Below are 25,614 nucleotides of genomic sequence, written 5' to 3' on the forward strand. Positions count from 1 at the left end.
CGAGTCGCTGGGGCTGTGATTGAGTCGCAGTTTTGGAGTGCTCGCCTTCCGGCCTGCGCCCAAAGCTGTGCGGACGTGGTGTGGCTGGGTTCAGCGACTTCTACCTGCTACAATCGCGAAGAAGGACCGTCAGGCACCGCCCGCGCGCAACCGTGCGCGGGCAGTTTTTTCATGACCATGCCACTTGCCCAAGGAGCCTCCCCGTATGTTCATCAACCGCGTCTCTCGTCAGCTTCTCTCCGCGCCGGAGCTCACGCCGCTTCTCCATGAGCTTCGTGCCGGCAGGGACGCCTCGCTCGCCGTGGGCCAGAGCGCCCGCCCCCTTGTGATTGCAGCTTTGTGGGCGCACAACCCTCGCCCCTGCCTGGTGGTTGTTTCCGGCGAGGAAGCCGCCGACCGCACGGCCCGCGCCCTTGCCGCGTGGCTGGGGCAAGATGTTGTGGCGCGCTATCCCACGCGGCGTGACTACCCCTGGGCCGACACCGCCCCCGACGACGCCGTCATTGGCACACGCTGCCGCTCGATTGCCCGCCTGGCCGCAGGCGAGAGCTGTGTGGTTGTGGCCTCGGCACCGACGCTTCTCCGTCGCGTCCCCCCTGTGGGCTCGGGCTACTTTGCCTCGAGCTTTTTCTCGGTGGGTGACGAAGTGCCCTTTGAGGACGTGGCTCCGCTGCTGGTGGGCATGGGCTATGCGGACGTGGGCGATGCCGAGGATGTGGCAGCGCCGGGCACCTTCCATGTGCACGGAGACGCCGTCGACGTGTTTCCCGCGCAGGCAACGTCTCCGGTGCGCATCGAGTTCTTTGGCGACGAGATTGACCGCGTGCGCCGCATGGTGCTCTCGACGGGCCAGACCATCGGCGAGCTGGACTCGGTCGAGGTGGTTCCCTGCCGCGAGATGGCCCTTACCAACGAGACCGTCACCAGGGCCGAGAAGGCCCTCTACAACCGTGCGCACGACAACGGCAGGGTTGCGGCAGACCTCGAGGCCATCCAGGCGCGCTCTGTCCAGCCGTCACTCGAGAAGTACCTGCCGATGCTCTATGGCGGCACAGCCAGCCCCATCGAGCACATCTCCAAGGATGCCCTGATCGTTCTCTCGGAGCCCCGTGCGCTCTTTGATGACTGCCAGCGCGCCACAGAAGACATTGCTGCCTCGGCGTCGTCGGCGCACGTCCCAACCGACGGCCTCTACACCAGCCCGCGCGAGATGGACTTTGGTCGCCAGCAGCGCCTGTCCCTCTCGTCGATCCTGCGCGTGGGCGGATCGATGACGGCGGAGCTCAAGGTGCGCCAGCCCGACGTGGCTGGTGCCGACAGCAAGCTCATATCGGTGGTGCGCCAGCTGGTGAACGACAATGCCAGCGTGGTCTTTGCCGCTCCGGACCGCGGCGCCCGAGAATCGCTTGAGCTGCGCTTGAACGACGAGCACATCCCCTTTGCGGAATCTTTGGGGTCGGCGGGCGAGAATGCCATCCCCGTGACCTCGCCGGATGCCAACGATACCGCAAAGCCGCTGCGGCGCGGCTCCGTGATCTTCACCGACGCGCCGGTGCCCGCAGGCATTGTGGTGCCCTCGGCGCACCTGGGCGTGCTCTCGATCTCTGACCTCACGCCGCGCACGGCCCGCAACCGTCGCCGTGCGAAGCGCGTGGACCCCACGAGCGTGACGTCCCCGTTCAAGCCTGGTGACTACGTGGTCCATGCCACGCACGGAATCGCGCTCTTCTCGCAGATCGTGCGCCAAGAGGTCGCCGGTCGCATGCGCGACTACTTCCTTCTGGAGTATGCTGGCGGCGACAAGCTCTACGTGCCGCTCGAGCAGGTGGACCGCATCACGCGCTACGTGGGTCCCGACGGGTCGAGCCCACGCCTCACGCGCCTCAACACGGCGGACTGGTCGCGCGCCACGGGCAAAGCCAGGCGCTCGGCCAAGAAGCTTGCATTTGACCTTGTTGACCTCTATACCCGCCGCGCCTCGGTGACGGGCTATGCGTTCTCGCCCGACACGCCGGCCCAACTGGACATGGAGTCAAGCTTCCCCTACGACCCCACTCCCGACCAGGCCTCTGCCGTGGCCGACATCAAGGCCGACATGGAGGCGAGAAAGCCCATGGACCGCCTGCTCTGCGGCGACGTGGGCTTTGGCAAGACGGAGGTTGCCCTTCGTGCGGCGTTCAAGTGCTGCCAGGACGGCAAGCAAGTCATGGTGCTGTGCCCCACGACGATTCTGGCCGAGCAGCACTTCGAGACGTTCTTTGCGCGCTTCTCGCCCTTTGAACTGGACGTTCGCGTACTCTCGCGCTTTGTGACTCCGGCGCAGCAGCGCCAGGCGCTCGAGGGCTTTGCGGTAGGTGCGGTGGATGTGCTCATTGGCACGCACCGGCTCCTCTCTGCAGATGTTAACCCCCATGACCTGGGCCTCGTTATCATCGACGAGGAGCAGCGCTTTGGCGTGCAGCACAAGGAGCAGCTCAAGAACATGCGCGAGCAGGTCGATGTGCTCACGCTCTCGGCCACGCCCATCCCGCGCACCATGCAGATGGCCATGAGCGGCGTGCGCGACATGAGCCTCATCATGACGCCACCGCCGGGGCGCCTGCCGGTAAGGGTGCACGTGGGGGAGTGGGACCCAGACCTGGTCTCGGCTGCCATTCGCAACGAGCTCGAGCGCAAGGGGCAGGTCTACTACGTGAGCAACCGCGTGACGACCATCGACGACGCCGTGGACCGCGTGATGGAGGCCGCGCCCGAGGCCCGCGTGGGCGTGGCGCACGGCAAGATGAGTGCCCGCGAGGTCGAGGACGTGATGCTGCGCTTCCAGGAGCACGAAATCGACGTGCTGGTGGCCACGACGATCATCGAGAGCGGCCTTGACAACCCGCGCACCAACACGCTGGTCATCGAGGACTCGCAGCGCCTGGGCCTGGCACAGCTCTACCAGCTCAAGGGGCGCGTGGGCCGTGGCCGCACGCAGGCGTACGCGTACTTCATGTTCCCCTCGACGGCACCGCTCACGCCCGAGGCCACCGACCGCCTCACGGCCATCAACGAGTACCAGGACCTGGGCAGCGGCATGCGCATAGCCATGCGCGACCTCGAGATTCGCGGTGCCGGTTCGCTCATGGGCGCCGAGCAGCACGGCAACCTCTCAAGCGTGGGCTTTGACCTCTTCACTCAGATGCTTGGCGAGGCCGTTGCAGAGGCGCGCGGCGAGACGGCCGAGGTGGAGGTGCCCGAAGTCACCATTAACCTCTCGGCAGACTTCTACCTTGCGGAGGAGTACATGCCCGAGGTCGACCAGCGCGTGCTTGCCTATCGCAGGCTTGCGGCTGCAACCGAGCTTGCCGACGTGGACGCGCTCCAGCACGACCTGGAGGAGAGCCACGGGGCGCTGCCGCTTGCTGGGCGCAACCTTCTTGATCGCGCGCGCATCCGCATCCGCGCGCAGCGCCTGGGATGCACGTCAGTCTCGCTTACCAACGGGCGTCTCGTCTATCAGGGGATTGACGTGCCTCGCACGGAGGTGCTCAAGCTCAAGGAGCGCGGGGCTCTCGTCTACCCCAAGACGCACAAGCTGGCATACCCCTTCCATGCGAAGCAGGAGGAGGTCATGCCTGCCGCGCTTGGCGTGTTGGAAGAGATTGGTGGCGGGGACGAGACGGACGACGAGTAGGACGTGCCCCAGGGTCTAGGGCCTGGGCCGTCGACGAATGTGTTGCGGGTTGTCACACGATTGGGACCGAATGTGTGACGCGCGCAGGATGTCACAGAATCGTTGACGAATGTGTGACGGACGGCAACACAATCGGGCCGACAAGGGCGCAGGTGTCCTACCCTGGTGGCACCTGGCCACAGAAACACGATGAGAGGAGCGGGCCCCATGGCTTTGAGCAAGAACGACAGGGCAAGGCTCGTCAGGTCTGGCAGGCTGGCGCACACGGCGCTCGCTGCGGCGCGCATGGGGTCGAGAGGGACCCTGCACTTCACAGGGGAGGCCGCAGCCACCCCGACCACAACGCCAGCTCCCGGTGACATCACAGACTATCTGCGGGGTGCCCTTCTCGTTGGGAATGCGGACGACGGCCTGATAGAGCCCTATCGCTTCTCAAAGAAGCAGCTGCGCTACCTGGACTCCGTTGGCCGTGGCCGCAGGGCCTGTGCGACGGCCGGCGTGTGCCTGGCACTCGTGACCACGGGCAACGCGGTCTCCCTTGACTGCCGCGTGACAGGGGCCCTCGATCCGGCGCACCCGCTCTACGACGCGGTCATGAGCCGCCTGGGAAGCCTTGGCCAGGCAGAGGACGGCCTGGTAGACGGTATCGACGTGGTCATCGAGGGCGGACAGGTCCATACCGCTGCGGTGCGTGACGGTCGCATCTCCGTGGACTTTGACAACCCCGGGCACGCGCCTGTCGAAGTGCGCATCTACCTGCCGCTCATCATGTCGGTTGCCGTGGGGCGCCTCGCCACGAACGGTACGGCGACACCCGCGCGGCGCCGCGGATACCTCCTCACCCTCGGTGACTCCATTACCCAGGGCTTTGTTGTGGGCTGCCCGTCGCTGGCGTATCCGGCGCTCCTCGCAGAGGCGCTTGGCCTTGACCTTGTAAACCAGGCTGTCTGCGGATACGTCTTTGACCCGCGGACGCTCATTGGCATGAAGGCGCTACACAAAGACCCGCCTGCGGCAATCACCGTGGCGTACGGGACCAACGACTGGGGACGCAAGGGGTCTGGCAAGAAGATGCGCCGCGATGTCGCCGCCTACCTCGACCGACTTTGCGAACTCTTTCCCAAGACTCCCATCTACGTGCTCACGCCGCTTTGGCGCGCGGACGAGGAGGACGAGGCCACGCTTGCTGGCATCCCCAGCGGCAAGCCGCTTTCCTGGGTGCGTCGCTCCATCGAGCGCGCCTGCCGCCGCCATGCCAACGTGACCGTGGTCGACGGCTTGGGGGTTCTACCGAGAAACCCCTTCATGTTTGCCGACGGACGCCTGCACCCGGGCTCCACGGGCGCGGCAATTGTTGCGGAGGCGCTGGCCGCTGCCATGCGCGGGGACGTTGCCGAGGAGGGCAGAGGCGTGCTGCGGCCGGCGTCGGGGGCTGCGGTCTCTGCGTCTGCTGCAAGTGGACTTGACGCAGTGGACGCCGAGAGCCTCTCGCGCCCCGGCGCCCCTGGAGCGCACCGTGAGTTCGACCGCCTCGTGCGAACGGTCTGGCGGCTTCGCCAGGAGGACGGCTGCCCCTGGGACCGCGAGCAGACACACGAGTCGCTTGTGCACTACATGGTCGAGGAGGCCTATGAAGCGGCCGACGCCCTGCGCACAGGTGACCCCTCTCACATGGCCGAGGAGCTGGGAGATGTGCTCTACCAGGTCGTTCTCAGCTCTCAGGTGGCATCGGAGGAGGGCTCCTTCAACATCGACGACGTCTGTCGCGCCATTGACGAGAAGCTCGTGCGCCGCCATCCACACGTCTTTGGAGACGCAGACGCATCCACCCCTGAGGACGTCGCGCGCATCTGGGACGATGCGAAGCGCCACGAACGCGAAACGACCGGCGCCACGCTCGCCGGCGAGAAGGGCCAGGCGGGTCTTCTCGACTCGGTTCCGCGTTCGATGCCGGCACTCATGCAGTGCCAGAAGATCAGCGCCCGTGCGGCCAAGGCGGGCTTCGAGTGGGATGACGTCTCTGGTGTGTGGGACAAGGTGCGCGAGGAGCGCGATGAGTTCGAACGAGAGCCCAAGGGCTCGCAAAGCCGTGCGCTCGAGTTCGGCGACCTGCTCTTTGCGCTGGTAAACGTTGCGCGTATGGAGGGAATCGACGCTGAGGGAGCCCTTGCGCAGAGCAATGACAAGTTCCGTCACCGCTGGTCGCGCATGGAGGAGCTGGCCCGCAAGGACGGCCGAGAGTTCACTGCCTTATCGACCGCTGAGCTTAACGAGCTTTGGGACCGTGCGAAGCGAGAGGAGAATTGGTCCTGAGCCTAGCCGCGAGCCCTTCTGGTATAGACTGGAACCCATGCGGTAGACCCGCGCTGTTACGCCAAACCACACTAGAAACGAAGCGACGGCATGAGCAGATATTCAAGCATGGAGATTGCGCTGGGAGGGTCCACAAGCATGGTGCCCCGTCCGGCTGTCTACACCTATTCCACAGGCAGAAGCCATCGTCCGCCCTTCTCGGCAGTGAGGGAGGGCGTACGCGTGGAGGAGGACGGCCCAACCGGTCGCCATGTGGGAACGGGCTCCGCCCCGCGGCCTCGCTCGGACGGGATGCAGTCCACGGCCGCCCGTCGGCGCTCGTCTCGCAGCGCGTCTACCAGCCGTTCCAGGGAAACGCGTTCCGTGGGAGCTGCCCGCGCCCCTCGCGTGCGGTCGCGTTCCGAGCGTCGTGGCGGGCGTGCCGCAGAGCCTGCCTCGGCAGCCGTCTCTGGCGTTGCCGACAAGGTCGCGGGTGTTGCCTCCGGGGCCACATCTGCTGCCTCTGCCACGACCTCTCGTGCCGAGGAGTTTGTCTCTGCGCATCGCTTCCCGGTGATCATCGCTGCCGTCGTCATCGCCGTGGTAGTCATGCTCTATGGGCCTACGTGCAGCCTCTATGCCGCGTGGCGCTTGGGCCTTGACCTCCAGGCCACCTATGACGTCACCACCCAGAGCAACGACCAGCTCACAAGCGACGTCGACGCCCTCATGACGCCCGAGGGCGTCCAGGACCTCGCGCGGCAGCGCGGCTATGTGGGTGAGGGCGAGACGGGCGTGGTGGTCGAGGGCCTGCCGGGCGAAAGCTCCGATGCCACCCCCATGGGCACGGGCACGTACGTCTCGGCAGACGTCCCCTGGTACGTGAGCGTTGCCGACGTAATCTTTCAGTACCATGGCGACACAGCGGGGAGCGGCAACTAATGCGCAGGGTCGCAGTTATCGATATTGGCACCGTCACCTGCCGCCTTGCGGTGGCAGACGTCGAGGGGCCGCGCGTCATCTGCCTGGGCAAGCAGTCGAACATCTGCAACCTTGGCCAGGGCGTCGACAGGACCGGCAAGCTCGCGCAGGAGGCCATGGAGCGCGTCTTTGCGTGCGCGAAGGCCTACGTCGACTCGGCGCGCGAGTCCGGTGCCGAGGCCGTGTGCTGCACGCTCACAAGCGCCGCCCGCGATGCCTCGAACTCGCCCGAGTTGGGTGCGGCATTGGCCTCGCTGGGGCTTGACCCGCTTGTCATCCCCGGACAGATCGAGGGCGCGCTCACCTTCCTGGGGGTTGCGCAGGACTTCGACGACCGTCGCATCCTTGTTGCCGACAACGGTGGCGGCTCCACCGAGCTTGCCGTGGGAGAGCTTTCCGGCGGCACGCTTGACCTGGGTTGGGTTACCTCAGTCCAGATTGGCTGCAGGCGCCTGACGGAGCGCTTCCTCTCGCGTCAAGACCCGCCCTCTGCAGAGGATCTGGCCCAGGCACACGAGTACGCAGGACGGCTCTTCTCACAGGCGCTTGCAGATGCCGGCGACCGCATGAAAGACCCCCAGGCGCTTGTGGTCACGGGCGGAACGGTGACCACGCTCGTGGCCATAGACGGCGAGCTTGAGCCGTACGACCCGTCCTACGTGCATCTCCACGAGCTCTCGTGCGAGCGCGTGGGGGCGCTTGAGCAGCGCCTGGCCGCCCTCGCGCAGGAAGAGCGCGCCACGCTCAAGGGCATCCAGGCAAAGCGCGCGCCCGTGATCTTGGGCGGTGCCGTTGCCATCTCTGAGCTCCTGTGCCAGACGGGATTCCCAAGCCTCACCGTGAGCGAGAGCGACCTTCTCTTTGGCCTTTCCATCGTCGCTGCTGCTATGCTTGATGGGCGCGAGTCTCCGGTGGTCTGGAAGCCCGTCATGAGGCCGCTCAAGGCGCCGGGACAGTAAGGCGCCACATACCTGGGGGCGTGGCGGAATTGGCATACGCAGGGGACTTAAAATCCCTCGCCGAAAGGATTGTGGGTTCGAGTCCCACCGCCCCTACCAGCCCGCTTCTCGCGGAGGCACAGCGTTGCCGGAGCCATGTGCCGGGGTAACGCCCGCCGTGTTGTTTTGGCGCATGCGCCCAGAACATCCCGTTGCGTGCTACATATGGAGACAAGTGGTGTACAACTATGTCTCGCAACGTCGATGCGCCTGAGGCAGGGGAGGGGCGACATGGCAGAGAACGGCAAGGGCACGTTTCATGACGCGCCGCAGGCAGTGGCTGACGGGGCTGTGAGGCGAGTCGCCGGCAAAGCGGGGTCTGCCCCCGTATATTCCCAGCTGGCAGACCTCCTGCGCGAGAAGATTGGCCTGCACGAGTGGGCGCCCGGCTCGCGCATCCCCTCGGAGCACGAGCTCATGGCGCGCTTTGGGATCTCGCGCGGCACTGTTCGCCGCGCCATCGGCGAGCTTGTGGACGATGGGTTTCTCGTCCAGATGCGCGGCTCGGGCACCTTTGTCTCCGAGCGCGCCCTTGCGCATCCGGCGGGCGAGCGCCCCCTCTCGTTTGGCGAGTCCCTGCGCGAGCAGGGCAAGGACTTTGTGACCCACGTGCTTGAGAAGCGCGTGGTGCCTGCGCCCGCAGACGTGGCCGAGCACCTGCGCATCCAGCCCGGAAGTCCGGTGCTCTACCTGCTGCGCGTTCGCACGGTGGGAGGCAGGCCGGTCATCTGCCAGGAGGGTTGGGAGAACTTGGGCGAGTGTCCGGGCTTAGAGGATGCGGACTTCTCGCATGAGACGGCCTTTGATGCCGTAGAGCGCTGCTCGGGGAGAAAGATCACCTGGTCAAAGGTGCGTTACTCCGCTACGGTGGCAGGGAAGCGCGCGGCGGCGCTGGGGTGTGGCGAGCATGACCCCGTGCTCGTACTGCGCCAGACCATCGGCCTTGCCGATGCGACGGTCATCGAGCAGGGCCTCACGTGGCTGCGTGCGGGGCAGGAGGTCGCAGGCACCTCGGTTCAGGGCGGCTGGCTTCCTACGGCGCTTGCCCCCGCGCTTGGGGCCTCTGAGCGTCGCCGCCTCGCGGGGCTGGCGCAGGAGATCCGCAGAGGCGTGGTCGAGTTCGCGCATGCCAACACGAGCATACCGTTCCACCTGGGCGGAAGCCTTTCCGCAGCAGAGATCTTCGCCGTGCTCTACGGCGGCGTCATGCGCACGGGGACCGATGGCACCCCCTGGGAGCAGCGTGACCGCTTTGTGCTCTCAAAGGGCCACGCTGCGCTCTCGCTCTACCCGGCTTTGCTCCATGCGGGCCTTGTCTCACGGGAGGACATTGGCCGCGGGCTTCTCGGCCCCAATGCGGTGCTGTTCAAGCACCCCAGGCACGACCCTGCACGTGGCCTGGAGACCTCTGGCGGCAGCTTGGGCATGGGGCTGGGCTATGCCTGCGGGCTGGTCATTGCCGCCGAAAGGCGCGGGCTTCCCTCGCGCGTCTTCTGCCTCTTGGGCGACGGCGAGTGCAACGAGGGTTCGGTCTGGGAGTCTGCTGCGCTTGCCGGACACATGGGGCTGGGGTCGCTCACGGTCATCGTGGACGTCAATGGGCTGCAGCTCGATGGTCCAACGGCACAGGTGCTCGACACGGGAAGCCTTGCGGAGAAGTTCCGCGCCTTTGGCTTTGAGGTCATCGAGGTGGACGGCCATGACGTGAGCGCCCTCTGGAGCGTGCTGGTGCCCGGTCACATGCGCCCCCGCGCGGTGCTTGCCCACACCACAAAGGGCAAGGGGCTCTCGTTTGCCGAAAACTGCGTAGAGTGGCACGACAACAAGCTGACCGATGAGCTCTATGCACAGGCGTTACGGGAGCTTGGCAGGGAGGTGGGCCATGCCTAGGGAGGCTGCTGCCGCGGCTCCAGTGGCCGCTTTGGATGCTGCCGAGTTTGACCGACTGGACTCTCGTGTGGCCTTTGGGCGTGCACTTGGTGGGATTGCCGAGAATGACCCGCAGGTCATGGTCGTTGTCTCGGACTATGGCCGCCGTCTTGCGCTGGACGGGCTTCGCTCCAGGCTTCCGGGCTCCGTCATTCAGTGCGGCATTGCCGAGCAGAACCAGGTTGAGGTGGCTTCGGCCCTTGCCAACGAGGGCTTCCACGTGTTCGCACCGTCGTATGCGCCGTTCATCACGGCTCGCGTGCTCGACCAGGCGCGCGTGAACCTGGGGATGATGGAATCGCCTGTCGTGCTAGTGGGGCTTGGTGCAGGCTTCCATGCGGGCATTCTGGGCCCCAGCCACATGGCGCTGGAGGACCTGGCCTGCATGCGGTCGATTCCCGGCCTTACCGTGGTAACCCCGACGACCAACACCGAGCTTGCCTCCGCGCTCGCCGAGCTTGCGCACGATCCGCGCCCCGCCTATGTGCGCATCACGCAGGCACCCGCCGGAGACCCGGCGCTTCCCATGGGCGACTTCCAGATTGGCCGCTGCCACGTGCTGACGGACGACAATCCCGGGCACATGGTGGACGTTGCGATTGCCGCCTGCGGCTCCATTACGGTGCGCGCAGCTGCGGCCGCAGATCTTCTCAGACAGCGCGGCCTTGCCTGCCGCGTGGTGAGCGTGGGCACCGTGAGGCCCCTTGACCGGCGCGTAGTTGAGCTTCTCGGCCGCGCACGGCTTGCCGTGACGGCGGAGGAGCACAGCGTGGTGGGCGGCCTTGGCGGGCTGGTTGCCGAGTCTCTGCTCGAACGGCGCGCAGCACCAGGGCTTTTGCGACTGGGTGCACCTGACGGCTACTTCGAGGCGGACGAGCAGGACCGTCTTCTCGAGCGTGCGGGCCTCACGCCCGAGGGCATGGCTGCGTCCATCCGTGCTCGGCTGGGGTAGGGCGGCTCGCGGGTGCCGGTGCTTTGGCGCGCTGGCACTACTGCTCCATGAGGGCGAGGATCTGCTCGTTGGTGACTTCCTCGCCGTGCCCCATGAGGTAGGGCGTTCCGTCCACAAACGGGCAGTGCAGCTCTGAGGGGCAGATGGATGTTGCCACAATAAAGTCGCAGTCCTTGGACTTCTCGCCTGCGGTGCCCAGGGGCACCTGCGCAATCTCGTAGCGGCCCTTGTAGCCGTGTGCGTCGAGCAGTTCTTCGACCCTCTTGCGTGCGATCGTCGAGGTCACGATGCCGGATCCACATGCAATGAGAATGCGCCTCTTCTTATCCGACATCCCTGAGCTCCCCTCGATGCGGGCGGCGCATCGCTGCCCACGAGCGTCCGTCTTGACATTGCCATAGTAGCCCGAGACCGGGGCGGGTGGTAGCTTTTGGCGCCACCGCTACGGCGAGAGGTGCTTCTCGACGGACAAAAGAGGCCGCCTTCCTACCGAAGGCGGCTGTCACTTGGTGCAAATGGTGCCCCCAACGAGACTCGAACTCGTGTCGTCGCCTTGAAAGGGCGATGTCCTGACCACTAGACGATGGGGACGCAGGTGAGAGTATATCAGAGCGAGACAACTCTACCACTCGTAGCCAGTATCCTCCGAGAAGGACTCTCCTGCCGCGTGGAACCACGGGAACCTGTCGGCCCAGCCCACAAAGTCGGGGATGTCGGCGATGATGGGCTCTGCCTCGTGGACGGCGAAGGTTGCCTCCTCGAAGCTGCCGGCCGGGGCCTCGGGCCTGTCGGGGAGGTAGAGCTCCACGTACGTAGGCCTGAGCAGGGCGTACGCCGCGCCCTCGCAAAGCTCGCCATACCCACGCAGCGCCCTGCGCGCGGCGCTCATGCGGCCAAGCTTGTAGAGAAGGATGGTGCGGCCGAGGTTGAGCCAGCAGTTCTCGCGCCCGGCAAGACGCGCGTCAAGCTCGTTGAAGCCCTCCTCGTCCTCGAGGCGAGCCAGCGCCAAGGCGGCCGTGAGGCGTCCGCCAACAGCGTCGGCGGGAGATGCCGCCATGAGGCCATGCGAGACCTCGATCGCCATGCGATAGCGGCTGCTCTCAAGGCAGGTGCGCGCAATGGCGTCCCACAGGCGCAGGCGGGGCCGCATGAAGACGTCGTCCCAGGCATCACCCGTGGCACCCAGGCCAAGCTCGATGTTCTCGTCCGCGTCGCCCTCAATTTGGAGCAGGGCGTCAAGCCTGTCATCGGAATCCAGCTCTGCGGCAAGCGTCTGAACCAGTCGGGCGTCGATGCACCCTTCGTCTTGCGCGAGCGCCTGCGCGCATGCGGCCGAGAGGGTCTTCAGCCTGTGCGCACGGGCGGCACAAAACTCGTCATCATCGAGCAGTTCATCATCATGTTCGGCATGGTGAAACGCCTCAAGTGCCCCTACGAGCGTTGCGAACGCCTCCTGCTCGGGAGAGTCCACAAAAGCCGTGGGGTTCTCCTGCACCGCCAGGCGAAGCTCGGCAAAGCCCTCGTCAGAGAGAGTGCCAATCTTCTCGCGACGCCTCTGGGCGCACCTTAGGACAAACTCCTCTCGTCCGTTCACCAGGCGTCACCGCCCTGGGGTCCCTGCCCATCGCGCTGGTAGTAGGGCCTCGAGAGCTCCTGGGCCTCCGCCAGCGCCTTGGGATAGAGCTTTGCGGTGGCCCGGGCAACCCATGAACCCAGGACTCCTCGTCCGCTCTTGTCCTCGCCCTCCTGCAAAAGCACTGTCGCCTCCGAGATGGCAAGGATGAACTCGTCTTCGCTGTAGGGCGGCACTGCCAGGCGAGCAAAGACCCCATCCGGAAGCTCCATCTGGGTGATGAGTGCCGAGGCGTAGCCCTCGTAGGTGCTGCACAGGCGTTCGAGGAGCTGACGCGCCAGGGCCATGTCATGGCTCTTGTGGGCAAGTGCCAGGTGGGCTATGCCCATCCAGGCGTCATCGGTCGCGCGGGGGGGAACAACGGCCTGGTAGCGCTTGGCCAGTGCGTCGAGCGACGCCGCATCCTCGAGCTTGGCGTAGGCAAGGGCCAGCGTGAAACGCACGTCTGACTGGTCGGAGGGGTCCTGCTCAAGCAGGCGCTCGCCAGTCTCTATGCAGATGCGGTTGCGCCCGCAGATGAGAGCCTCCTCGGCAAGCGCGGCCATCCAGCGCCGATAGGGGCGCATGGCAATGTCTCGGCTAAGGGCGATGCGCTCGTCATCGCCGTCATCGGGAACCGCGTCACGCGTGGCTTGGCAGGAAGCCAGAACCTCGTCGGTGCCTTCGGAGAGGAAGGCGAACTGCGCGTCGAACGTGAGGCTTGTGCGCGAGGCGCGCATGCGAATGGCGTCGTAGCAGTTGGGGTCAAGCGAGATGGCCTCGTCAAGAAGGTCGCGGCCACGCGAAATGAGCGAGCCTGCCTTGGCCTCGCTGGAGAAGGGCAGCTGGTAGTCGATGACCTCGGCGGCAACGGCCACCAGGTGGAAGGCGCGGTCGGCATCCGATTGAGGGAGCGTGTCCCTATCGCGGGCAAAGCGACGACCAAAGTCCGTGAACGCGTGAGCGGCAGCCACCGGGTTGCCCTTTGGCAGCGACTGCGCATAGCGCAGCGCCAGGCGCTGGTAGTCTTCTCTCCTCGGGTCATACGACACGGCTGCCTCCCTTCGATGTTCCCCATGGTATCCCATGTGTCAAAGATTATCGTCCGCCGTAGGGAACGGGATGCCTTGCCCCTTTAATGTGCGCCTCAATACGACAATTGCTATGAACGGTCACCAGAGGACGGTAAACGTTGGGAAATTGTTTCGAACTAAGGCCCAAAACGATTACGTTTTGGAGAAAGTTTGGAGAGGCCTCCATTGCGAGCAGCGTTGTTGAGCCGACTTACCGTATCCAATATCTAAGGAAATCATTTGGCCTCTATCCTAATTCATACAGAGAATTGCAGAAATATCCAACAGTTTGGCTCTCTTCGAGGGGCTTCGGCCCAGCCCCAAAGGATGTACCATGCCCCGCACCGAGCGCAATCAGCGGAAAAGATCCGCGGCGCCCTACCCAAAGGAGGTAAGACGACATGAACGGTATCGCGATCATCTTGATAAGTGCGGTGGTCCTGATTATTGGTTACCTCGGGTACGGGCGCTGGCTAGCCAAGTCGTGGGGTGTCGATCCCAAAGCGCTCACCCCTGCGGTCCGCATGGAGGACGGCAAGGACTTCTCGCCGGCATCACGCTTCACGGTCTTTGCGCACCAGTTCTCCTCGATCTGCGGCGCAGGCCCCGTCCAGGGCACCATCGTTGCCATGGCGTTTGGCTGGGTTCCCGTTATGCTGTGGGTCCTTGTCGGCGGCATCTTCTTTGGCGCCGTGCATGACTTTGGCGCCCTCTACGCCTCAATGAAGAACAACGGCAAGTCGCTTGCGCAGCTCATCGAGAAGTACATCGGCAAGACGGGCCGCCGCCTCTTCCTGATCTTTAGCTGGCTGTTCTGCCTCATCGTTATCGCTGCCTTCACCTCGATGGTCGCGAGCACCTTCAAGGTGGTTGCCGCCGACGGCGGCGGGGTTGACCTTGCCAGGTCCTACTACGGCGCTGCCGCAGGCACCATCTCGCTGCTCTTCACGTTTGTCGCCATCGCCTTTGGTTGGTTCTGCCGCAGGTTCGACCTCAAGGGCTGGAAGCAGTTCGTCTGCGCCCTGGTGCTCATCGTTGCGATGTTTGCCGTGGGCATGCAGTCCCCCATCTACCTCGATACCAACGGCTGGATTGCCGTCACGATGGCCTATCTCGTGTTTGCCGCCGCGATGCCCATCCAGAAGCTCAAGCAGCCGCGTGACTACCTCACCACCATCATGATGGTCGTTATGATCGTTGCCGCCGTGCTCGGCATCTTTGCCATGGGCGTGAACGGCCAGGCCGAGATGACCGCCCCTGCCTTTGTTGGATTCACCAATGCAAGCGGCCAGCTCCTCTTTCCCGTGCTCTTCGTCTCCGTTGCCTGCGGCGCCCTCTCGGGCTTCCACAGCCTCGTCTCCTCCGGGACCTCCTCCAAGCAGGTTGCCAACGAGACCGATGCGCTCCCCGTTGGCTATGGCGCCATGGTGCTCGAGTCCTTCGTGGGCATGCTCGCGGTTGTCATCGCGGCCATCATGTACAAGGACATGAACGCGGGCAATGCAACGCCCTTCCAGATCTTTGCCGGTGGCGTGGCCAAGGGTGTCGAGCTCATGGGCATCAACTCCACCATCGCAACGGTCTTCATGACCATGTGCGTCTCGGCGTTGGCGCTCACCTCGCTTGACGCCGTGGCCCGTATCGCCCGTGTCTCTCTGCAGGAGTTCTTCGCTAAGACCAACGACGCCCGTGCCGTCAGCACCGAGAAGGCCGGCATCATGAAGGTTGTGGGCAACCCCTGGTTTGCGACCGTGGTCACCCTGCTCGGCGGTCTGTCGCTCACCTTTGGCGGCTACCTCAGCATCTGGCCGCTCTTTGGCGCCTCAAACCAGCTGCTCGGTGGCATGACCATGATTACCATCGCCGTCTTCTGCAAGGTTACTGGTCGTAAGGGCTGGATGCTCTACGTGCCTGTGGCATTCCTGCTCTGCTGCACCTTCACGTCGCTGGTTCAGTCGCTTGCTGGCTGCGTCGTGGCCATCAGCACCTACGGCCTGTTTGGCACCACCTCGACCGGTGCGTCCGTGCTTGTCACCTCGGGCATCCAGCTCGTCTTTGCAGTGCTTCTCGTGGTGCTGGGCGTCATTGTCGCCTACAACTGCCTGAAGGAGTTCTTCACCAAGAAGGCCGGCTCCATCCCCGACGAGGAGCCCGAGTGGTCCGAGCTTGGCCGCAAGCACGTCGAGGTGTCCAAGCGCGACGTAGCCATAGACGCTAAGACCAAGGTCACCGCGTAGGGTGTACCCCTCACCTGGGGCGAGGCTTTCGTGGCGTACGGTTGGGCGCATGGTGCTGGTGGCACCAGGCGCCCTTCCTGTGTGTGGCGCGCGTCGTGAGCGGGTCGCACACCAGTTGCACGCGATTCTGTAATGTGTTGAAACTATGACGATTTGGTCACGGCCGGGTGTCAGAGAATCCCAAGGGTAAGCACCTCGGTGGAGCAAGGACGCGACCTTGTGCCTGCATAAAACCGTTTGCTAGAAAGAGGCTCGTCTCCATCTCGCATTTGGTAGGATGGGTCGGCTTTCAAGGACGGGCTGGAGGTATGCGTTGTGCTGCCCGTCAGGCTTTGTGTTGTTCCAGGTAGGGCATCAGAGAGGGCCAAACGGCCTTCTCGAACATTTGCCACCATCGGTGGCGGCCAGTGAATTGGAGGATGTGCTTATGGGACGTTTTACTAACCCGCGTGACCTGTACTTTGGTGAGGGCTCTCGCCACGAGGTCAAGAACCTCAAGGGCAAGAAGGCCATCATCGTCTCCGGTGGTCACAGCATGCGTCGCGGCGGCTTCCTGCAGGATGTCCAGAAGGACTTGGAGGACGCCGGCTTTGAGGTCAAGCTGTTCGAGGGCGTCGAGTCCGACCCGTCGGTCGAGACGGTCATGAAGGGCGCCAAGTTCATGCAGGACTTTGGTCCGGACTGGATCATCGCCATCGGCGGCGGTTCGCCCATCGATGCGGCCAAGGCCATGTGGATCAAGTACGAGTACCCCAAGTGCACGTTCGAGGACATGTGCAAGGTCTTCGGCATCCCCGAGCTGCGCCACAAGGCCCACTTCTGCGCCATCAGCTCCACCTCCGGCACCGCGACCGAGGTCACGGCCTTCTCGATCATCACCGACTACCAGCAGGGCATCAAGTACCCCATCGCCGACTTTGAGATCACGCCTGACGTCGCCATCGTCGACCCCGAGCTCACGTACTCCATGCCCGCCAAGCTCTGTGCGCACACCGGCATGGACGCCCTCACGCACTGCCTCGAGGCGTACGTCTCAACCGCCGCGTCCATGTTCACCGATGCCGACGCCCTGCACGGCATCCGCGAGATCCACGAGTGGCTGCCCGTCTCCTACACTGGCGACAAGGACGCACGCCAGCACATGCACGAGGCGCAGTGCCTCGCCGGCATCGCCTTCTCCTCCGGCCTGCTGGGCATCGTGCACTCCATGGCGCATAAGACCGGTGCTGCCTTCGAGAACGGCCACATCATCCACGGCTGCGCCAACGCCATGTATCTGGGCAAGGCCATCCAGTGGAACTCCAAGGACCCGCGTGCCCACGAGCGCTACGCCTATGTCGCCAAGGAGATCCTGCACCTGTCGGGCGACAGCGACGATGCGCTGATCGAGAGCCTGGTCCAGGAGATTCGCCACATGAACGACCAGCTCAACATTCCGCAGAGCATCAACAACTACGCCAACGGCGGCGTGAAGGCCGATGCCACCGGCGAGTCCGTCATGGTCTCCGAGAAGGAGTTCCTCGAGAAGCTCCCGACCATCGCTGCCAACGCCGAGAAGGACGCCTGCACGCCCGAGAACCCGCGCAAGACCACTGCTGCGGACTTCGAGAAGATCCTCAAGTGCTGCTACTACGACGAGCCGGTGAACTTCTAACAAGTCACGCGGCCGCGCCGGCTAAGGTTGAACGAAAAGGGGAGCCCGCCGGCATGTGAACCGCCTCCCATTTCTTGGACATGAGAAATGGGAGGCGTTCTTTATGTCCGTCAACTCTGGCAGCCGCCACGACGAGGGCACGAGGCGGCGCGCCGCAGAGATGTTCGGCTCCGGCGTCGGCCATGAGGCGGTCGCGGGAACCCTGGGCCTGTCGGCGTCGACCGTGCGAAAATGGCACCTGACCTACAGGGCGATCGGCGCGGAGGGGCTGCTGGACATGGGCGGGGCCCACAGGAGATACGACTACGAGACGAAGCTGGCCGCCGTCCGGGCGGTCGTCGAGGAGGGCGTCACGAAGGCGCAGGCGATGGAGCGGTTCGGGATAGCCTCGCGCACCCCGCTCGACAGGTGGTGCGAGGCGTACCGCGAGGTCGGCGCCGAGGCGCCCGGGCCCAGGCCCAAGGGCAGGCCGCCCGGATCGAAGCCGAGGCCCGTCGAGCCCACCCGCGAGCGGGGGCTCGAGCGGAGGGTCGAGAAGCTCGAGGCAGAGAACGCCTACCTAAAAAATCGATCGCCCTGAAGGCGGGGAAGCGCTCTCGAGCCGCGAGAGGGCGGCAGTCGTGAGCGGGCTTTCAGGGCAGTACCCCCTCGCGGACCTGCTGGAGGCCGCGGGGCTGGCGAGGTCGAGCTACTACTGGGCGCTCAAGAACCCCAGGTCGCCCACGGGGCCGGGGCTGTGGGACAAGGCCCGCGAGATATTCGGCAGGACCGCCAACGGCTGCGGCCACAGGCAGATCGCCATGTGCCTGCGCGCCGAGGGGGGCGCGGCCACAGCCGACAGGACCGTGCTCAAGATGATGCACGAGATCGGGATTTCCTGCGGGATCCGCCGCGAGACCGACTACCACAGGCACGACTCGTACAAGGGGGAGGTCGGCGAGACCTTCGAGAACGTGCCGGGCAGGGACTTCTCCGCCGACGGGCCCTGGCAGAAGCTGGGCACCGACGTCACCGAGTTCAGGCAGCCCTGGGGCAAGGCCTACCTCGCGCCCGTGTGCGACTTCGGCAGCAAGGGGATTCCGGCCTTCTCGATATCCAGGCACCCGGACATGGCCCAGCAGGGCGAGATGCTCGACATGCTGCTGCCCGAGGTCCCCGAGGGGGCGCACCCGGTGATGCAGTCCGACATGGGCTGGCAGTACCAGCACGAAAGGTACTGCTCGAGGCTCAGGGAGGCGGGGATCGTCCAGGGCATGTCCAGGAAGGGCAACTGCCTCGACAACGGCGCCACCGAGCAGGTCTTCGGGCACATCAAAGACGAGTTCTTCCGAGGGCGCACCTGGCCGGACTTCGAGAGCCTCAAGGCGGACCTCGAGGAATATACAATCCACTGGAACACCAAGAGGAGGCAGGTGAAACTGAAGGGCCTGACCCCGGAGGAGTTCCGGGGCCAGGCCCTGGCAACCTGATTTCTATTTAGCCCGTCCAAGTTTTGGGGCGCAGTTCAATGTGTCGACGGGCCCCCTTGTGCGTGCGGGTGCGGGAGTTCGCGGGGCGCGAACACAGAGCATTGGAAGTAAGGCTCTGCGTTCGCCAGCAAAACCGCAGGATTCTGAGGCAGGCCAAAATATAGTTATGCGTTCGCTGAAGTGCAGCGTAGATGGCGGCAGGCGGAAGACTGCTGCGCTACCATTCTGTTTCTCGCGAAGTCTGTCTGGGTGCGCGTTCTAATCCTCGTCAATCAGAATGCAGCCTGTCTTGTCGAGGCTCTCACGCCACGCTTCACTCAAGGGGTGGTCGGTAATGATTCCCGTCACCTCGTTGAAGTCGCAGAGATGAACAAAGGACGTGTTGTCGAATTTGGAATAGTCGGCGACAAAATAGGTGCGCTGAGAGTGCTCGAGAACAATTCTCCTCACATCATTCCACCGGTCCGTAGAATCGGTAATCCCGCTCTTCAGCGAAAGCGATCGGCAGGAAAGGAATGATGTATCCACATAGTAGCGTCCTATCGTCAGCTCTGCAATCGGCCCATAGAAGGCTTTTTCGGTGGTGGAATAGTTGCCGCCGATGCCAATGAGCCTGATATTGGGGCATTTTGAAAGCAAATTAAGGATCATCAGATTATTGGTCAGCACCGTTATGCGCATGTCCTGGAGAAGCTTCGCTATGTAGAAGCAGGTGGTGGAATTGTCCAGGAAGATTGTGTCTCCGTTATTTACGAACTGCAGGCAGCGAGAGGCGATTACTTCCTTGCTGCCGCGGTATGCGGTGGTGCGGATATTAACGTCCACAAGATTGTCGACGCCGGTCTGGACATAGGCTCCGCCATACGAGCGCTTTAGCGTGCCTTCAGATTCGAGGGCCTTGAGATCCCTTCTGATGGTTTCGCCGGTAACTGAGAAGATGCTTGCCAGCTCTGATACCGAAGCGCTTTTCTTCTCGTGTACAAGCTCTGCTATTTTTTGACGTCTAACTGCACCAATCATAGCTCACCAGTCCGAAAGCCTAGAAACCTTGGTAGAGCATAAATGATGACCTATTTTGTCCGATGCTGCCCCAGCCTTTCCGTCAATCGCCGCTCACCGGCAAAACAATAACATCGGGCAGAAAACCAACAATATTCCTATTACATCATCAACAGTATGCGTTATATATTGCATTGTATTGATTGTATCTGTTGGAAAATGTTTAAATATGGAAGGGTGGTGAAGGAAATGCAACAGATATATATGCCTGAAGCGGAGGCGCGCCACTCCATTGTCGAAGTTGGAAGACGAATGTATGAACATGGCTATGTCGTAACCAATGACGGCAACATTTCCGTCAAAATATCTGACTCTGAAATCATCGTGACGCCCACTGGTATCTCCAAGGGATTCATGACACCAGAAATGATCGTGAAGATGAACTTGGATGGGAAAGTGCTCGCGGCTGAAGGAGCGAAGCCGTCCAGCGAGGTGAAGATGCACCTGCGCGTCTACGCAGAGAGCGATACGGTCACGGCTGTAGTCCATGCGCACCCGATTTACGCGACTTCTTACGCGATTGCTGGCATTCCACTGGACGAGCCGATTCTGTCTGAAGCGATGCTCCAGATTGGCGCTGTCCCAATTGCCAAATATGCAAAGCCCGGAACATATGACGTGCCAGATGGAATTGCTCCGTATGTGAAAGGCTACGGAGCGGTGCTTCTATCGAATCACGGAGCTCTGACATGGGGAACGACGCTCAGGGAAGCTTTTGCCCGCATGGAAGTGCTCGAGAATTACGCCCACATCAACTTTATAGTGAACCAGCTCGGGGGAGGACGCGGACTTGACGCAGAGCAGGTTGCCGGGCTGGAAGGCATTCGCAAGGACATGGGGCTCGCTCCGATTGCCATGCCTAAAGGCCGGCCTGAAAGGGAGAACGGGGAGGACCTGGTTCCATAGGCGTGAAGACATCTTTGAGCGTCGGCAATATATGGAGCGGAGGGTAACTTCAATATGCTTTTAAGAAAAGAGCTTGTAAACGTGAATCTGGAAGCTTCGTCCAAAGAGGATTTGCTCCACAAGCTTGCAAATGAGTTTCTGGACGAAGACCTAGTGAAGCCATCATTCATGCAGGCCATTCTCGATAGGGAAGAAGAATATCCCACTGGCTTGCCTGCGGTGGCATTTGATATCGCCATCCCACATTGTGCAGCATCGAATATAAATGAGACATCGATGGGCGTGGCAACTCTCGCGCATCCCATCGAATTCCAGCAGATGGGTTCACCAGAAATAACGCTGCATCCAGAAGTGGTTTTCATGCTTGCTATCCAAGATCCAGGTAAGCAGCTGGAGACGCTCCAGAAAATCATGGCTGTTATCCAAGACTGCGGACTGCTTGAAAGTATCCGGGCTGCAAAGAGCGCGGACGAGCTATATGGCCTGCTGGCACCGAGGGTCAATTAGCGTCAATTTGCCGGAGGGTCCGGCATAGTGAGGAAGGAAGAAGGAAGAAACCATGTCCAAGAAAGTCAAGTTCCTGTCAGTGTGCGGGTCTGGTGTCGTGACATCCCACATGATGGCCAACAAGATCGTCGATATGCTCTCTGACGAGGGCTATGACGCGGAGGCCGACGAGTGCAACCCCTCCGAGCTTGATGGCTATCTGATGCGTGGCAAGTATGACTTTATCGCCAATTCCAGTCCCATCGGCGACTCCCATGGAGTGCCTGCATTCTCCGCAATGGGCCTTATCACTGGTCTTGGTGACGCGGAATTCCTCGAGCAGGTGCTCGACCTTCTGCATAAGGAAGGCAAGTAAGGCCGGTAGGAGGGAATCAGCAATAAGAGAGAGAAAGGGAAAGAATGGACGCATTTCTCAACGCCTTGAACCTTTTCTTCACGACGTTCAAGGCCGCGGTCTTTGTCCCTGTTTTTATTTTCGTCATTGCCCTCGCTATGGGCGTGAAGCCCAAGAAGGCTTTTTTCTCCGCCTTGTCGGCCGGCGTTGGTCTCGAGGGCTTCTCCTTGGTCATTGGCACATATAGTCCGATTCTTCAGCCAATCATTAGCAACATGATCAACTCCGTCGGTATCAACCTGCCCATTGTCGACCTTGGCTGGCAAACGACTTCGATCATCGCCTATTCATATCAGGTGGGTATGATTTATATAGCCGTTGCAATTGCGCTTCAGGTCATCCTGTACCTCATCAGGTATACGACAATCTTCCAAGCGGGTGATCTGTGGAACAACTATTCGTATTTCGCATGGGGCTCCTGCCTCTTCGTCCTGACCGGTAGCTTCTGGCTTGCAATGGCATGCATGGTCGTGCAGCAGCTCTATACCCTCCTGTGCACCGAGATCATTGCCAAGCGTTGGTCTACCTATTACGGCTATCCGAACTGCTCCATCGCATCCCTTCATACAGCAACCTGCGGCATCATAGCCGTTCCTCTCAATCTCCTTCTTGACAAGCTTGGCCTCTACAAGACCAATGCCGACCCCCAGGCGCTTCGTCAGAAGCTCGGCTTTATCGGCGAGCCAATGACGCTCGGCCTGTTCCTCGGCCTTCTTATCGGCGTGATTGGCGACTTCAATAAGCTGGGTGAGCTTGCTACCTGGGGCGAGATTACGACATGTGGCATTGCGACGGCTGCGGTTATGGCTGTCTTCCCGAAGGTCTCGGGCATCTTCGCTGGCTCCTTCTCTGCTATCACCGAAGCAGGCAAGAAGAAGATGAAGAAAGCGGGAACGGGCAACCGCGAATGGTACCTGGCAGTGAATGACGCTACTGGTTACGGCGAGGCAGCAACTCTGATTACGGGCATCTTGCTCATGCCGGTCACCCTGCTCGTCGCATTCATCCTTCCGGGTAACCTCACGCTCCCGATGCTCGACCTTGTCGCCATTCCTTACATCATCCAGCCTTTCGTCGCTTGCTCGAACGGCAATATTGTCAAGTCCTTTATCGGTGGCCTGATTTTCATGATTATCGACCTCTATTGCTGCTCGCTGACGGGCGCTGCTTTCACGCAGGTCGCTGTCTCTACGGGCATTGATATGGGCTCCTATGGCATGATTACCTCCCTTGTTATCCTTGGCCAGCCTGTTGGCGCCATCATCTTCATGGCGTTCCTCAGCCAGAATCCAATCATCATCGCTGCCGTTGTTGCCGTCTACGTTGTCTGCTACATCCTTGTCCACAAGAACATGGATGCCATCCATGCGTTCATTGAGAACTCTGCGGTGAACCATCAGGTCGGCGTTCCTGCTGAGGCAACCGAGTAGCGGAGATAGGAAAGAAGGAGATTCATTTACATGCCTTCCGTAAAAGATATCAAGCCGGAGCTGATAACGCTTGTCAGATTGTCTGGTGTCCGCATGATTGACTCCGGCCTTACCGTGGCTACCTGGGGAAATATCAGCTGCTGTGATCGAGAGACTGGACTCATGTATATCACGCCCAGCGGCATGGATTACCACGAGATTGTCGACGATGATATCGATGTATATGACCTCGAAGGCAATCTTGTGCAGGGACACAGACGCCCCTCAATCGAGCACGACCTGCATCGCGGTATGTATAATGCTCGCCCTGAGGTTTCGGCTTGCGTCCACACCCATCCCATTTTCTCGACGGTGTTCTCGTCGATGGGGGAGAATATCCCCATCAATCTTCACGACGAAGCGGCCCAGGCGCTTGGAGATACTGTGCGCTGCGCAGACTACTGTCTGCCTGGGACGGTCGAACTTGCAGATGCTGCAGTAAGGGCCATGGGCAAAAAATCGAATGCCTGCCTCCTGCGCAATCATGGAGCGGTCTGTATCGGCGCGGATATGGATGGTGCCTTCAAGGTTTCCACTGTACTGGAAATGGTTGCTGAAATCTATTGGCGCATTCGTGCTACCGGCGGCACCTACGTTCCCATCTCCGACGAGAATGTTGCCGCCATGCAGGTGTTCGTCAAGACGAAGTACGGCCAGTACTAGAGATTCGTGCGGAGAGATAGACCATGACGTATACATACAAGTTTAAGATCGATGCCCCCACGTTTCGCAAGGCGCTCTACTTTAATGCCTTCGCACGCAAGCGAAACCAGTTGGTTTTCGTGGTTGCTGCATGGGTCGGGGCAATCATGCTTGCCTGCATGAACGTCTTTGGCAGACTGAGCCTGTCGAATGTAGTTCAGATTTGCTATATCGTGGTACTTCTCTCCGTACCTCTGCTTGTCTTCTCCTGTGAAAGGGGCTGGCGCGAATATCGCGACAGCGGGTTGCCTGAACGCGACAGAAGCATCTCCATCAGCGATGACTGGATGAAGTTTCGTATAAGCGGAAATCCGGATTCTGAGAAGGTCGGATGGCATAACGTCTCTGCCATTTTCGAGCTTGCGCAGGAGTTCATCATCTATCGAGATGCTGACCAGATGGTTGTCCTTCCAAAATCGGTGATGAAGAATGAGGACATTCCTCTCATAAGAAGTCTCTTTGCCAGCAAGCTGGGGAGGTGCTATAAGACGCGCGGTGTGGTAGCGCGGGAGCTATACACTGCTTCATAGCCTCTATGCACTAATTTTGAGTTTGAACGGCGGGAGGACCTGCATATGCAGGCCCTCCCGCCGCACGCAACGTTAAGTATTGTCAGCGCCTATACTCTGGCGCTCTTCTTGGAATTACTCGTTACGAGCGATATCACAGGCATGGTCGAGGGGACGCTCAAGGCTCGATGCGTCAACTATTCGATGCTCCTGCATGTACGAAGACTATCTTATGCGAAACCCTTCTGGAAGAAGGGCTCGAGCTTGCCTCAAGGGATGAGGCCGTCCTGACCGTCCTTCGCATCAGGTCTTCCGCCGAAGAGACTGTGGAGGGCGTCGTTTAGCACGATAAAGAGCTCCGTATTCGTGGGGGGAGGCATCAATCGCAAGTGTCTTCACGGGTACCTTTTTCCATATAGAGAGGATGGATCCTCTTGCCGTGTGGCGTTTCGACCTCGTTGATGTATTACGCGAGACGGGCTCTGAGCCGGGAGAGACAGTTCATGAGGGTCCGCTCACTCCCCGGATTTTGGAGGACGTGGATAGTAGAGTAGCGTAGCTGTGGAGCATTCTTTGGTAGGCTCAGTGGTCTTGGGTGAACTGTTGAGCGTCTGGCGGAGGTAAATCCACGACGCTTCTCACAAGGGCATAGTTGTCTCATCTGATGTCTTCGGGGCGCTGATTGAGCAGAGGAAAGACCGCGGAACGCACTGCGCAAACTTCGAAGTTCGATGCGATGTCGCAGACGCCGGTAGCAAGGAGCCCCAACTGTCCTTGTCGAAGAGTCTCTGCTCGAGGCTCGTTGAGGCTCCCCGTTCTGGACGCAGCCCCGCATTGCCACATCTCGGCTGCAGATACGATGACTCCGGCCTAGCCATGGCGTGTCCGATGCGCGTGAGGGCAGTGACGGAGGCCCAGTGTCCGCAACCGGCGCACCCCCCGGAGCGCCACTGCGTTTATAGCTCCGCGCCCGCCGCTCTCCTCGCCAAGCTGTGTTTGATAGCCTCAGAGTTGCGGGTTGGGGGTGGTACCGCTTTTCCGTACCGTTCTCGCTAGGCTGCAAGGGCTGGGCTTTGCCTGTATGCCAAGGGGCTCATCGAGCCCAGCGAGCGCCTGATCCTCTTTGTGTCGTGCCACTCCATGTAGTCATCGATCCTTTTCCCGAGCTCCTCCAGGCTGACGCTCTCCCAGTCCC

At 61.8% G+C, this 25,614-nt stretch carries 22 protein-coding genes and 2 tRNA genes; 17 read left to right on the forward strand and 7 right to left on the reverse strand.

The window, feature by feature from the left end:
• The first annotated feature begins 205 nt into the window (after positions 1-205).
• The 7 genes from mfd (at position 206) to ACO59D_RS07865 (ending at position 10,828) form a co-directional block, all read left to right on the forward strand.
• Positions 206-3,676 (forward strand): transcription-repair coupling factor, encoded by a 3,471-nt coding sequence (mfd, locus tag ACO59D_RS07835; RefSeq protein WP_485126512.1) that lies wholly within the window; start codon positions 206-208, stop codon positions 3,674-3,676.
• Positions 3,677-3,883: 207 nt separating this feature from the next.
• Positions 3,884-5,989 carry a nucleoside triphosphate pyrophosphohydrolase gene (gene mazG / locus ACO59D_RS07840; protein WP_485126513.1) on the forward strand — a complete coding sequence of 702 codons (2,106 nt, stop codon included), beginning with the start codon at positions 3,884-3,886 and terminating at the stop codon, positions 5,987-5,989.
• 90 nt (positions 5,990-6,079) lie between these two features.
• Positions 6,080-6,910 carry an FtsB/FtsL family cell division protein gene (locus ACO59D_RS07845; RefSeq protein ID WP_485126514.1) on the forward strand — a complete coding sequence of 277 codons (831 nt, stop codon included), beginning with the start codon at positions 6,080-6,082 and terminating at the stop codon, positions 6,908-6,910.
• Positions 6,910-7,908, forward strand: coding sequence for a Ppx/GppA phosphatase family protein (locus ACO59D_RS07850; RefSeq protein ID WP_485126515.1), 999 nt, complete (start codon positions 6,910-6,912; stop codon positions 7,906-7,908). The genes ACO59D_RS07845 and ACO59D_RS07850 overlap by 1 nt, the downstream gene beginning before the upstream one ends.
• Positions 7,909-7,922: 14 nt before the next feature.
• A tRNA-Leu gene (locus tag ACO59D_RS07855) sits at positions 7,923-8,007 on the forward strand.
• A 171-nt stretch (positions 8,008-8,178) separates the two neighbouring features.
• Entirely contained in the window at positions 8,179-9,837 is a 1,659-nt protein-coding gene (locus ACO59D_RS07860) for a UTRA domain-containing protein (protein ID WP_485126516.1), read from the forward strand.
• Positions 9,830-10,828, forward strand: coding sequence for a transketolase family protein (locus ACO59D_RS07865; protein WP_485126517.1), 999 nt, complete (start codon positions 9,830-9,832; stop codon positions 10,826-10,828). Before ACO59D_RS07860 ends, ACO59D_RS07865 begins: the two co-directional genes overlap by 8 nt.
• Before the next feature lie 37 nt (positions 10,829-10,865).
• On the opposite strand, the gene ACO59D_RS07870 is transcribed toward ACO59D_RS07865, so the two are convergent.
• The 4 genes from ACO59D_RS07870 to ACO59D_RS07885 all read right to left on the reverse strand — a co-directional run bounded on the left by ACO59D_RS07870 (position 10,866) and on the right by ACO59D_RS07885 (position 13,492).
• Positions 10,866-11,162, reverse strand: a complete 297-nt coding sequence (locus ACO59D_RS07870; RefSeq protein WP_485126518.1) for a PTS sugar transporter subunit IIB — start codon at positions 11,160-11,162, stop codon at positions 10,866-10,868.
• Positions 11,163-11,344: 182 nt separating this feature from the next.
• Positions 11,345-11,419, reverse strand: a tRNA-Glu gene (locus ACO59D_RS07875).
• 31 nt (positions 11,420-11,450) lie between these two features.
• Positions 11,451-12,422: a hypothetical protein gene (locus ACO59D_RS07880; RefSeq protein ID WP_485126519.1), complete on the reverse strand. Its 972-nt coding sequence runs from the start codon at positions 12,420-12,422 to the stop codon at positions 11,451-11,453.
• The gene (locus tag ACO59D_RS07885; RefSeq protein WP_485126520.1) at positions 12,419-13,492 is read right to left on the reverse strand and encodes a response regulator receiver protein; all 1,074 of its coding nucleotides are present in this window, start codon (positions 13,490-13,492) and stop codon (positions 12,419-12,421) included. Before ACO59D_RS07885 ends, ACO59D_RS07880 begins: the two co-directional genes overlap by 4 nt.
• Before the next feature lie 422 nt (positions 13,493-13,914).
• On the opposite strand from ACO59D_RS07885, the gene ACO59D_RS07890 reads away from it, so the two are divergent.
• From ACO59D_RS07890 to ACO59D_RS07905, 4 genes are all read left to right on the forward strand, one after another.
• A complete protein-coding gene (locus tag ACO59D_RS07890; protein WP_485126521.1) occupies positions 13,915-15,750 on the forward strand; it encodes a carbon starvation CstA family protein in 1,836 nt (611 codons plus the stop codon).
• A 427-nt stretch (positions 15,751-16,177) separates the two neighbouring features.
• Positions 16,178-17,404 carry an iron-containing alcohol dehydrogenase gene (locus ACO59D_RS07895; protein ID WP_130811286.1) on the forward strand — a complete coding sequence of 409 codons (1,227 nt, stop codon included), beginning with the start codon at positions 16,178-16,180 and terminating at the stop codon, positions 17,402-17,404.
• 103 nt (positions 17,405-17,507) lie between these two features.
• The gene (locus tag ACO59D_RS07900) at positions 17,508-17,984 is read left to right on the forward strand and encodes a transposase (protein ID WP_485126522.1); all 477 of its coding nucleotides are present in this window, start codon (positions 17,508-17,510) and stop codon (positions 17,982-17,984) included.
• Between the two features lie 40 nt (positions 17,985-18,024).
• The gene (locus ACO59D_RS07905) at positions 18,025-18,873 is read left to right on the forward strand and encodes an IS3 family transposase (protein ID WP_485126523.1); all 849 of its coding nucleotides are present in this window, start codon (positions 18,025-18,027) and stop codon (positions 18,871-18,873) included.
• 258 nt (positions 18,874-19,131) lie between these two features.
• Here ACO59D_RS07905 and ACO59D_RS07910 read toward each other — a convergent pair whose 3' ends face one another.
• Positions 19,132-19,893 carry a DeoR/GlpR family DNA-binding transcription regulator gene (locus ACO59D_RS07910; protein WP_130811284.1) on the reverse strand — a complete coding sequence of 254 codons (762 nt, stop codon included), beginning with the start codon at positions 19,891-19,893 and terminating at the stop codon, positions 19,132-19,134.
• Positions 19,894-20,136: 243 nt separating this feature from the next.
• Here ACO59D_RS07910 and ACO59D_RS07915 point away from each other — a divergent pair, with 243 nt between their 5' ends.
• The 3 genes from ACO59D_RS07915 to ACO59D_RS07925 are packed head-to-tail and all read left to right on the forward strand — an operon-like array spanning position 20,137 to position 21,700.
• Positions 20,137-20,838: a class II aldolase/adducin family protein gene (locus ACO59D_RS07915; protein WP_485126524.1), complete on the forward strand. Its 702-nt coding sequence runs from the start codon at positions 20,137-20,139 to the stop codon at positions 20,836-20,838.
• 54 nt (positions 20,839-20,892) lie between these two features.
• Positions 20,893-21,345 carry a PTS sugar transporter subunit IIA gene (locus ACO59D_RS07920; RefSeq protein WP_130811283.1) on the forward strand — a complete coding sequence of 151 codons (453 nt, stop codon included), beginning with the start codon at positions 20,893-20,895 and terminating at the stop codon, positions 21,343-21,345.
• 52 nt (positions 21,346-21,397) lie between these two features.
• Positions 21,398-21,700: a PTS sugar transporter subunit IIB gene (locus ACO59D_RS07925; RefSeq protein WP_130811282.1), complete on the forward strand. Its 303-nt coding sequence runs from the start codon at positions 21,398-21,400 to the stop codon at positions 21,698-21,700.
• 16 nt (positions 21,701-21,716) lie between these two features.
• Here ACO59D_RS07925 and ACO59D_RS07930 read toward each other — a convergent pair whose 3' ends face one another.
• Complete coding sequence (locus tag ACO59D_RS07930; RefSeq protein ID WP_485126527.1) at positions 21,717-21,914, reverse strand: hypothetical protein; 198 nt, start codon at positions 21,912-21,914, stop codon at positions 21,717-21,719.
• On the opposite strand from ACO59D_RS07930, the gene ACO59D_RS07935 reads away from it, so the two are divergent.
• The 3 genes from ACO59D_RS07935 to ACO59D_RS07945 are packed head-to-tail and all read left to right on the forward strand — an operon-like array spanning position 21,838 to position 24,440.
• Positions 21,838-23,169 carry a PTS transporter subunit IIC gene (locus ACO59D_RS07935; RefSeq protein WP_485126525.1) on the forward strand — a complete coding sequence of 444 codons (1,332 nt, stop codon included), beginning with the start codon at positions 21,838-21,840 and terminating at the stop codon, positions 23,167-23,169. The two genes, ACO59D_RS07930 and ACO59D_RS07935, sit on opposite strands and share 77 nt — an antisense overlap.
• Positions 23,170-23,199: 30 nt before the next feature.
• Positions 23,200-23,871 (forward strand): class II aldolase/adducin family protein, encoded by a 672-nt coding sequence (locus ACO59D_RS07940; RefSeq protein WP_130811280.1) that lies wholly within the window; start codon positions 23,200-23,202, stop codon positions 23,869-23,871.
• A gap of 23 nt (positions 23,872-23,894) precedes the next feature.
• Positions 23,895-24,440: a YcxB family protein gene (locus ACO59D_RS07945; RefSeq protein WP_130811279.1), complete on the forward strand. Its 546-nt coding sequence runs from the start codon at positions 23,895-23,897 to the stop codon at positions 24,438-24,440.
• 1,031 nt (positions 24,441-25,471) lie between these two features.
• Here the strand turns inward: ACO59D_RS07945 and ACO59D_RS07950 are convergent.
• Positions 25,472-25,594 carry an IS3 family transposase gene (locus ACO59D_RS07950; RefSeq protein WP_485126526.1) on the reverse strand — a complete coding sequence of 41 codons (123 nt, stop codon included), beginning with the start codon at positions 25,592-25,594 and terminating at the stop codon, positions 25,472-25,474.
• Positions 25,595-25,614 lie beyond the last annotated feature (20 nt).

Source organism: Tractidigestivibacter sp., assembly GCF_057241865.1.

Coding starts and splice junctions, on each gene's coding strand:
- ACO59D_RS07910 (WP_130811284.1), bottom strand. CDS start 19,893: ATGATTGGTGCAGTTAGACGTCAAAAAATAGCAGAGCTTGTACACGAG.
- ACO59D_RS07870 (WP_485126518.1), bottom strand. CDS start 11,162: ATGTCGGATAAGAAGAGGCGCATTCTCATTGCATGTGGATCCGGCATC.
- ACO59D_RS07915 (WP_485126524.1), top strand. CDS start 20,137: ATGCCTGAAGCGGAGGCGCGCCACTCCATTGTCGAAGTTGGAAGACGA.
- mazG (WP_485126513.1), top strand. CDS start 3,884: ATGGCTTTGAGCAAGAACGACAGGGCAAGGCTCGTCAGGTCTGGCAGG.
- ACO59D_RS07930 (WP_485126527.1), bottom strand. CDS start 21,914: ATGACCAAGGAGAAGCCCTCGAGACCAACGCCGGCCGACAAGGCGGAG.
- ACO59D_RS07900 (WP_485126522.1), top strand. CDS start 17,508: ATGTCCGTCAACTCTGGCAGCCGCCACGACGAGGGCACGAGGCGGCGC.
- ACO59D_RS07895 (WP_130811286.1), top strand. CDS start 16,178: ATGGGACGTTTTACTAACCCGCGTGACCTGTACTTTGGTGAGGGCTCT.
- ACO59D_RS07925 (WP_130811282.1), top strand. CDS start 21,398: ATGTCCAAGAAAGTCAAGTTCCTGTCAGTGTGCGGGTCTGGTGTCGTG.
- ACO59D_RS07920 (WP_130811283.1), top strand. CDS start 20,893: ATGCTTTTAAGAAAAGAGCTTGTAAACGTGAATCTGGAAGCTTCGTCC.
- ACO59D_RS07890 (WP_485126521.1), top strand. CDS start 13,915: ATGAACGGTATCGCGATCATCTTGATAAGTGCGGTGGTCCTGATTATT.
- ACO59D_RS07945 (WP_130811279.1), top strand. CDS start 23,895: ATGACGTATACATACAAGTTTAAGATCGATGCCCCCACGTTTCGCAAG.
- ACO59D_RS07865 (WP_485126517.1), top strand. CDS start 9,830: ATGCCTAGGGAGGCTGCTGCCGCGGCTCCAGTGGCCGCTTTGGATGCT.
- ACO59D_RS07845 (WP_485126514.1), top strand. CDS start 6,080: ATGAGCAGATATTCAAGCATGGAGATTGCGCTGGGAGGGTCCACAAGC.
- ACO59D_RS07940 (WP_130811280.1), top strand. CDS start 23,200: ATGCCTTCCGTAAAAGATATCAAGCCGGAGCTGATAACGCTTGTCAGA.
- ACO59D_RS07850 (WP_485126515.1), top strand. CDS start 6,910: ATGCGCAGGGTCGCAGTTATCGATATTGGCACCGTCACCTGCCGCCTT.
- ACO59D_RS07860 (WP_485126516.1), top strand. CDS start 8,179: ATGGCAGAGAACGGCAAGGGCACGTTTCATGACGCGCCGCAGGCAGTG.
- mfd (WP_485126512.1), top strand. CDS start 206: ATGTTCATCAACCGCGTCTCTCGTCAGCTTCTCTCCGCGCCGGAGCTC.
- ACO59D_RS07935 (WP_485126525.1), top strand. CDS start 21,838: ATGGGCGTGAAGCCCAAGAAGGCTTTTTTCTCCGCCTTGTCGGCCGGC.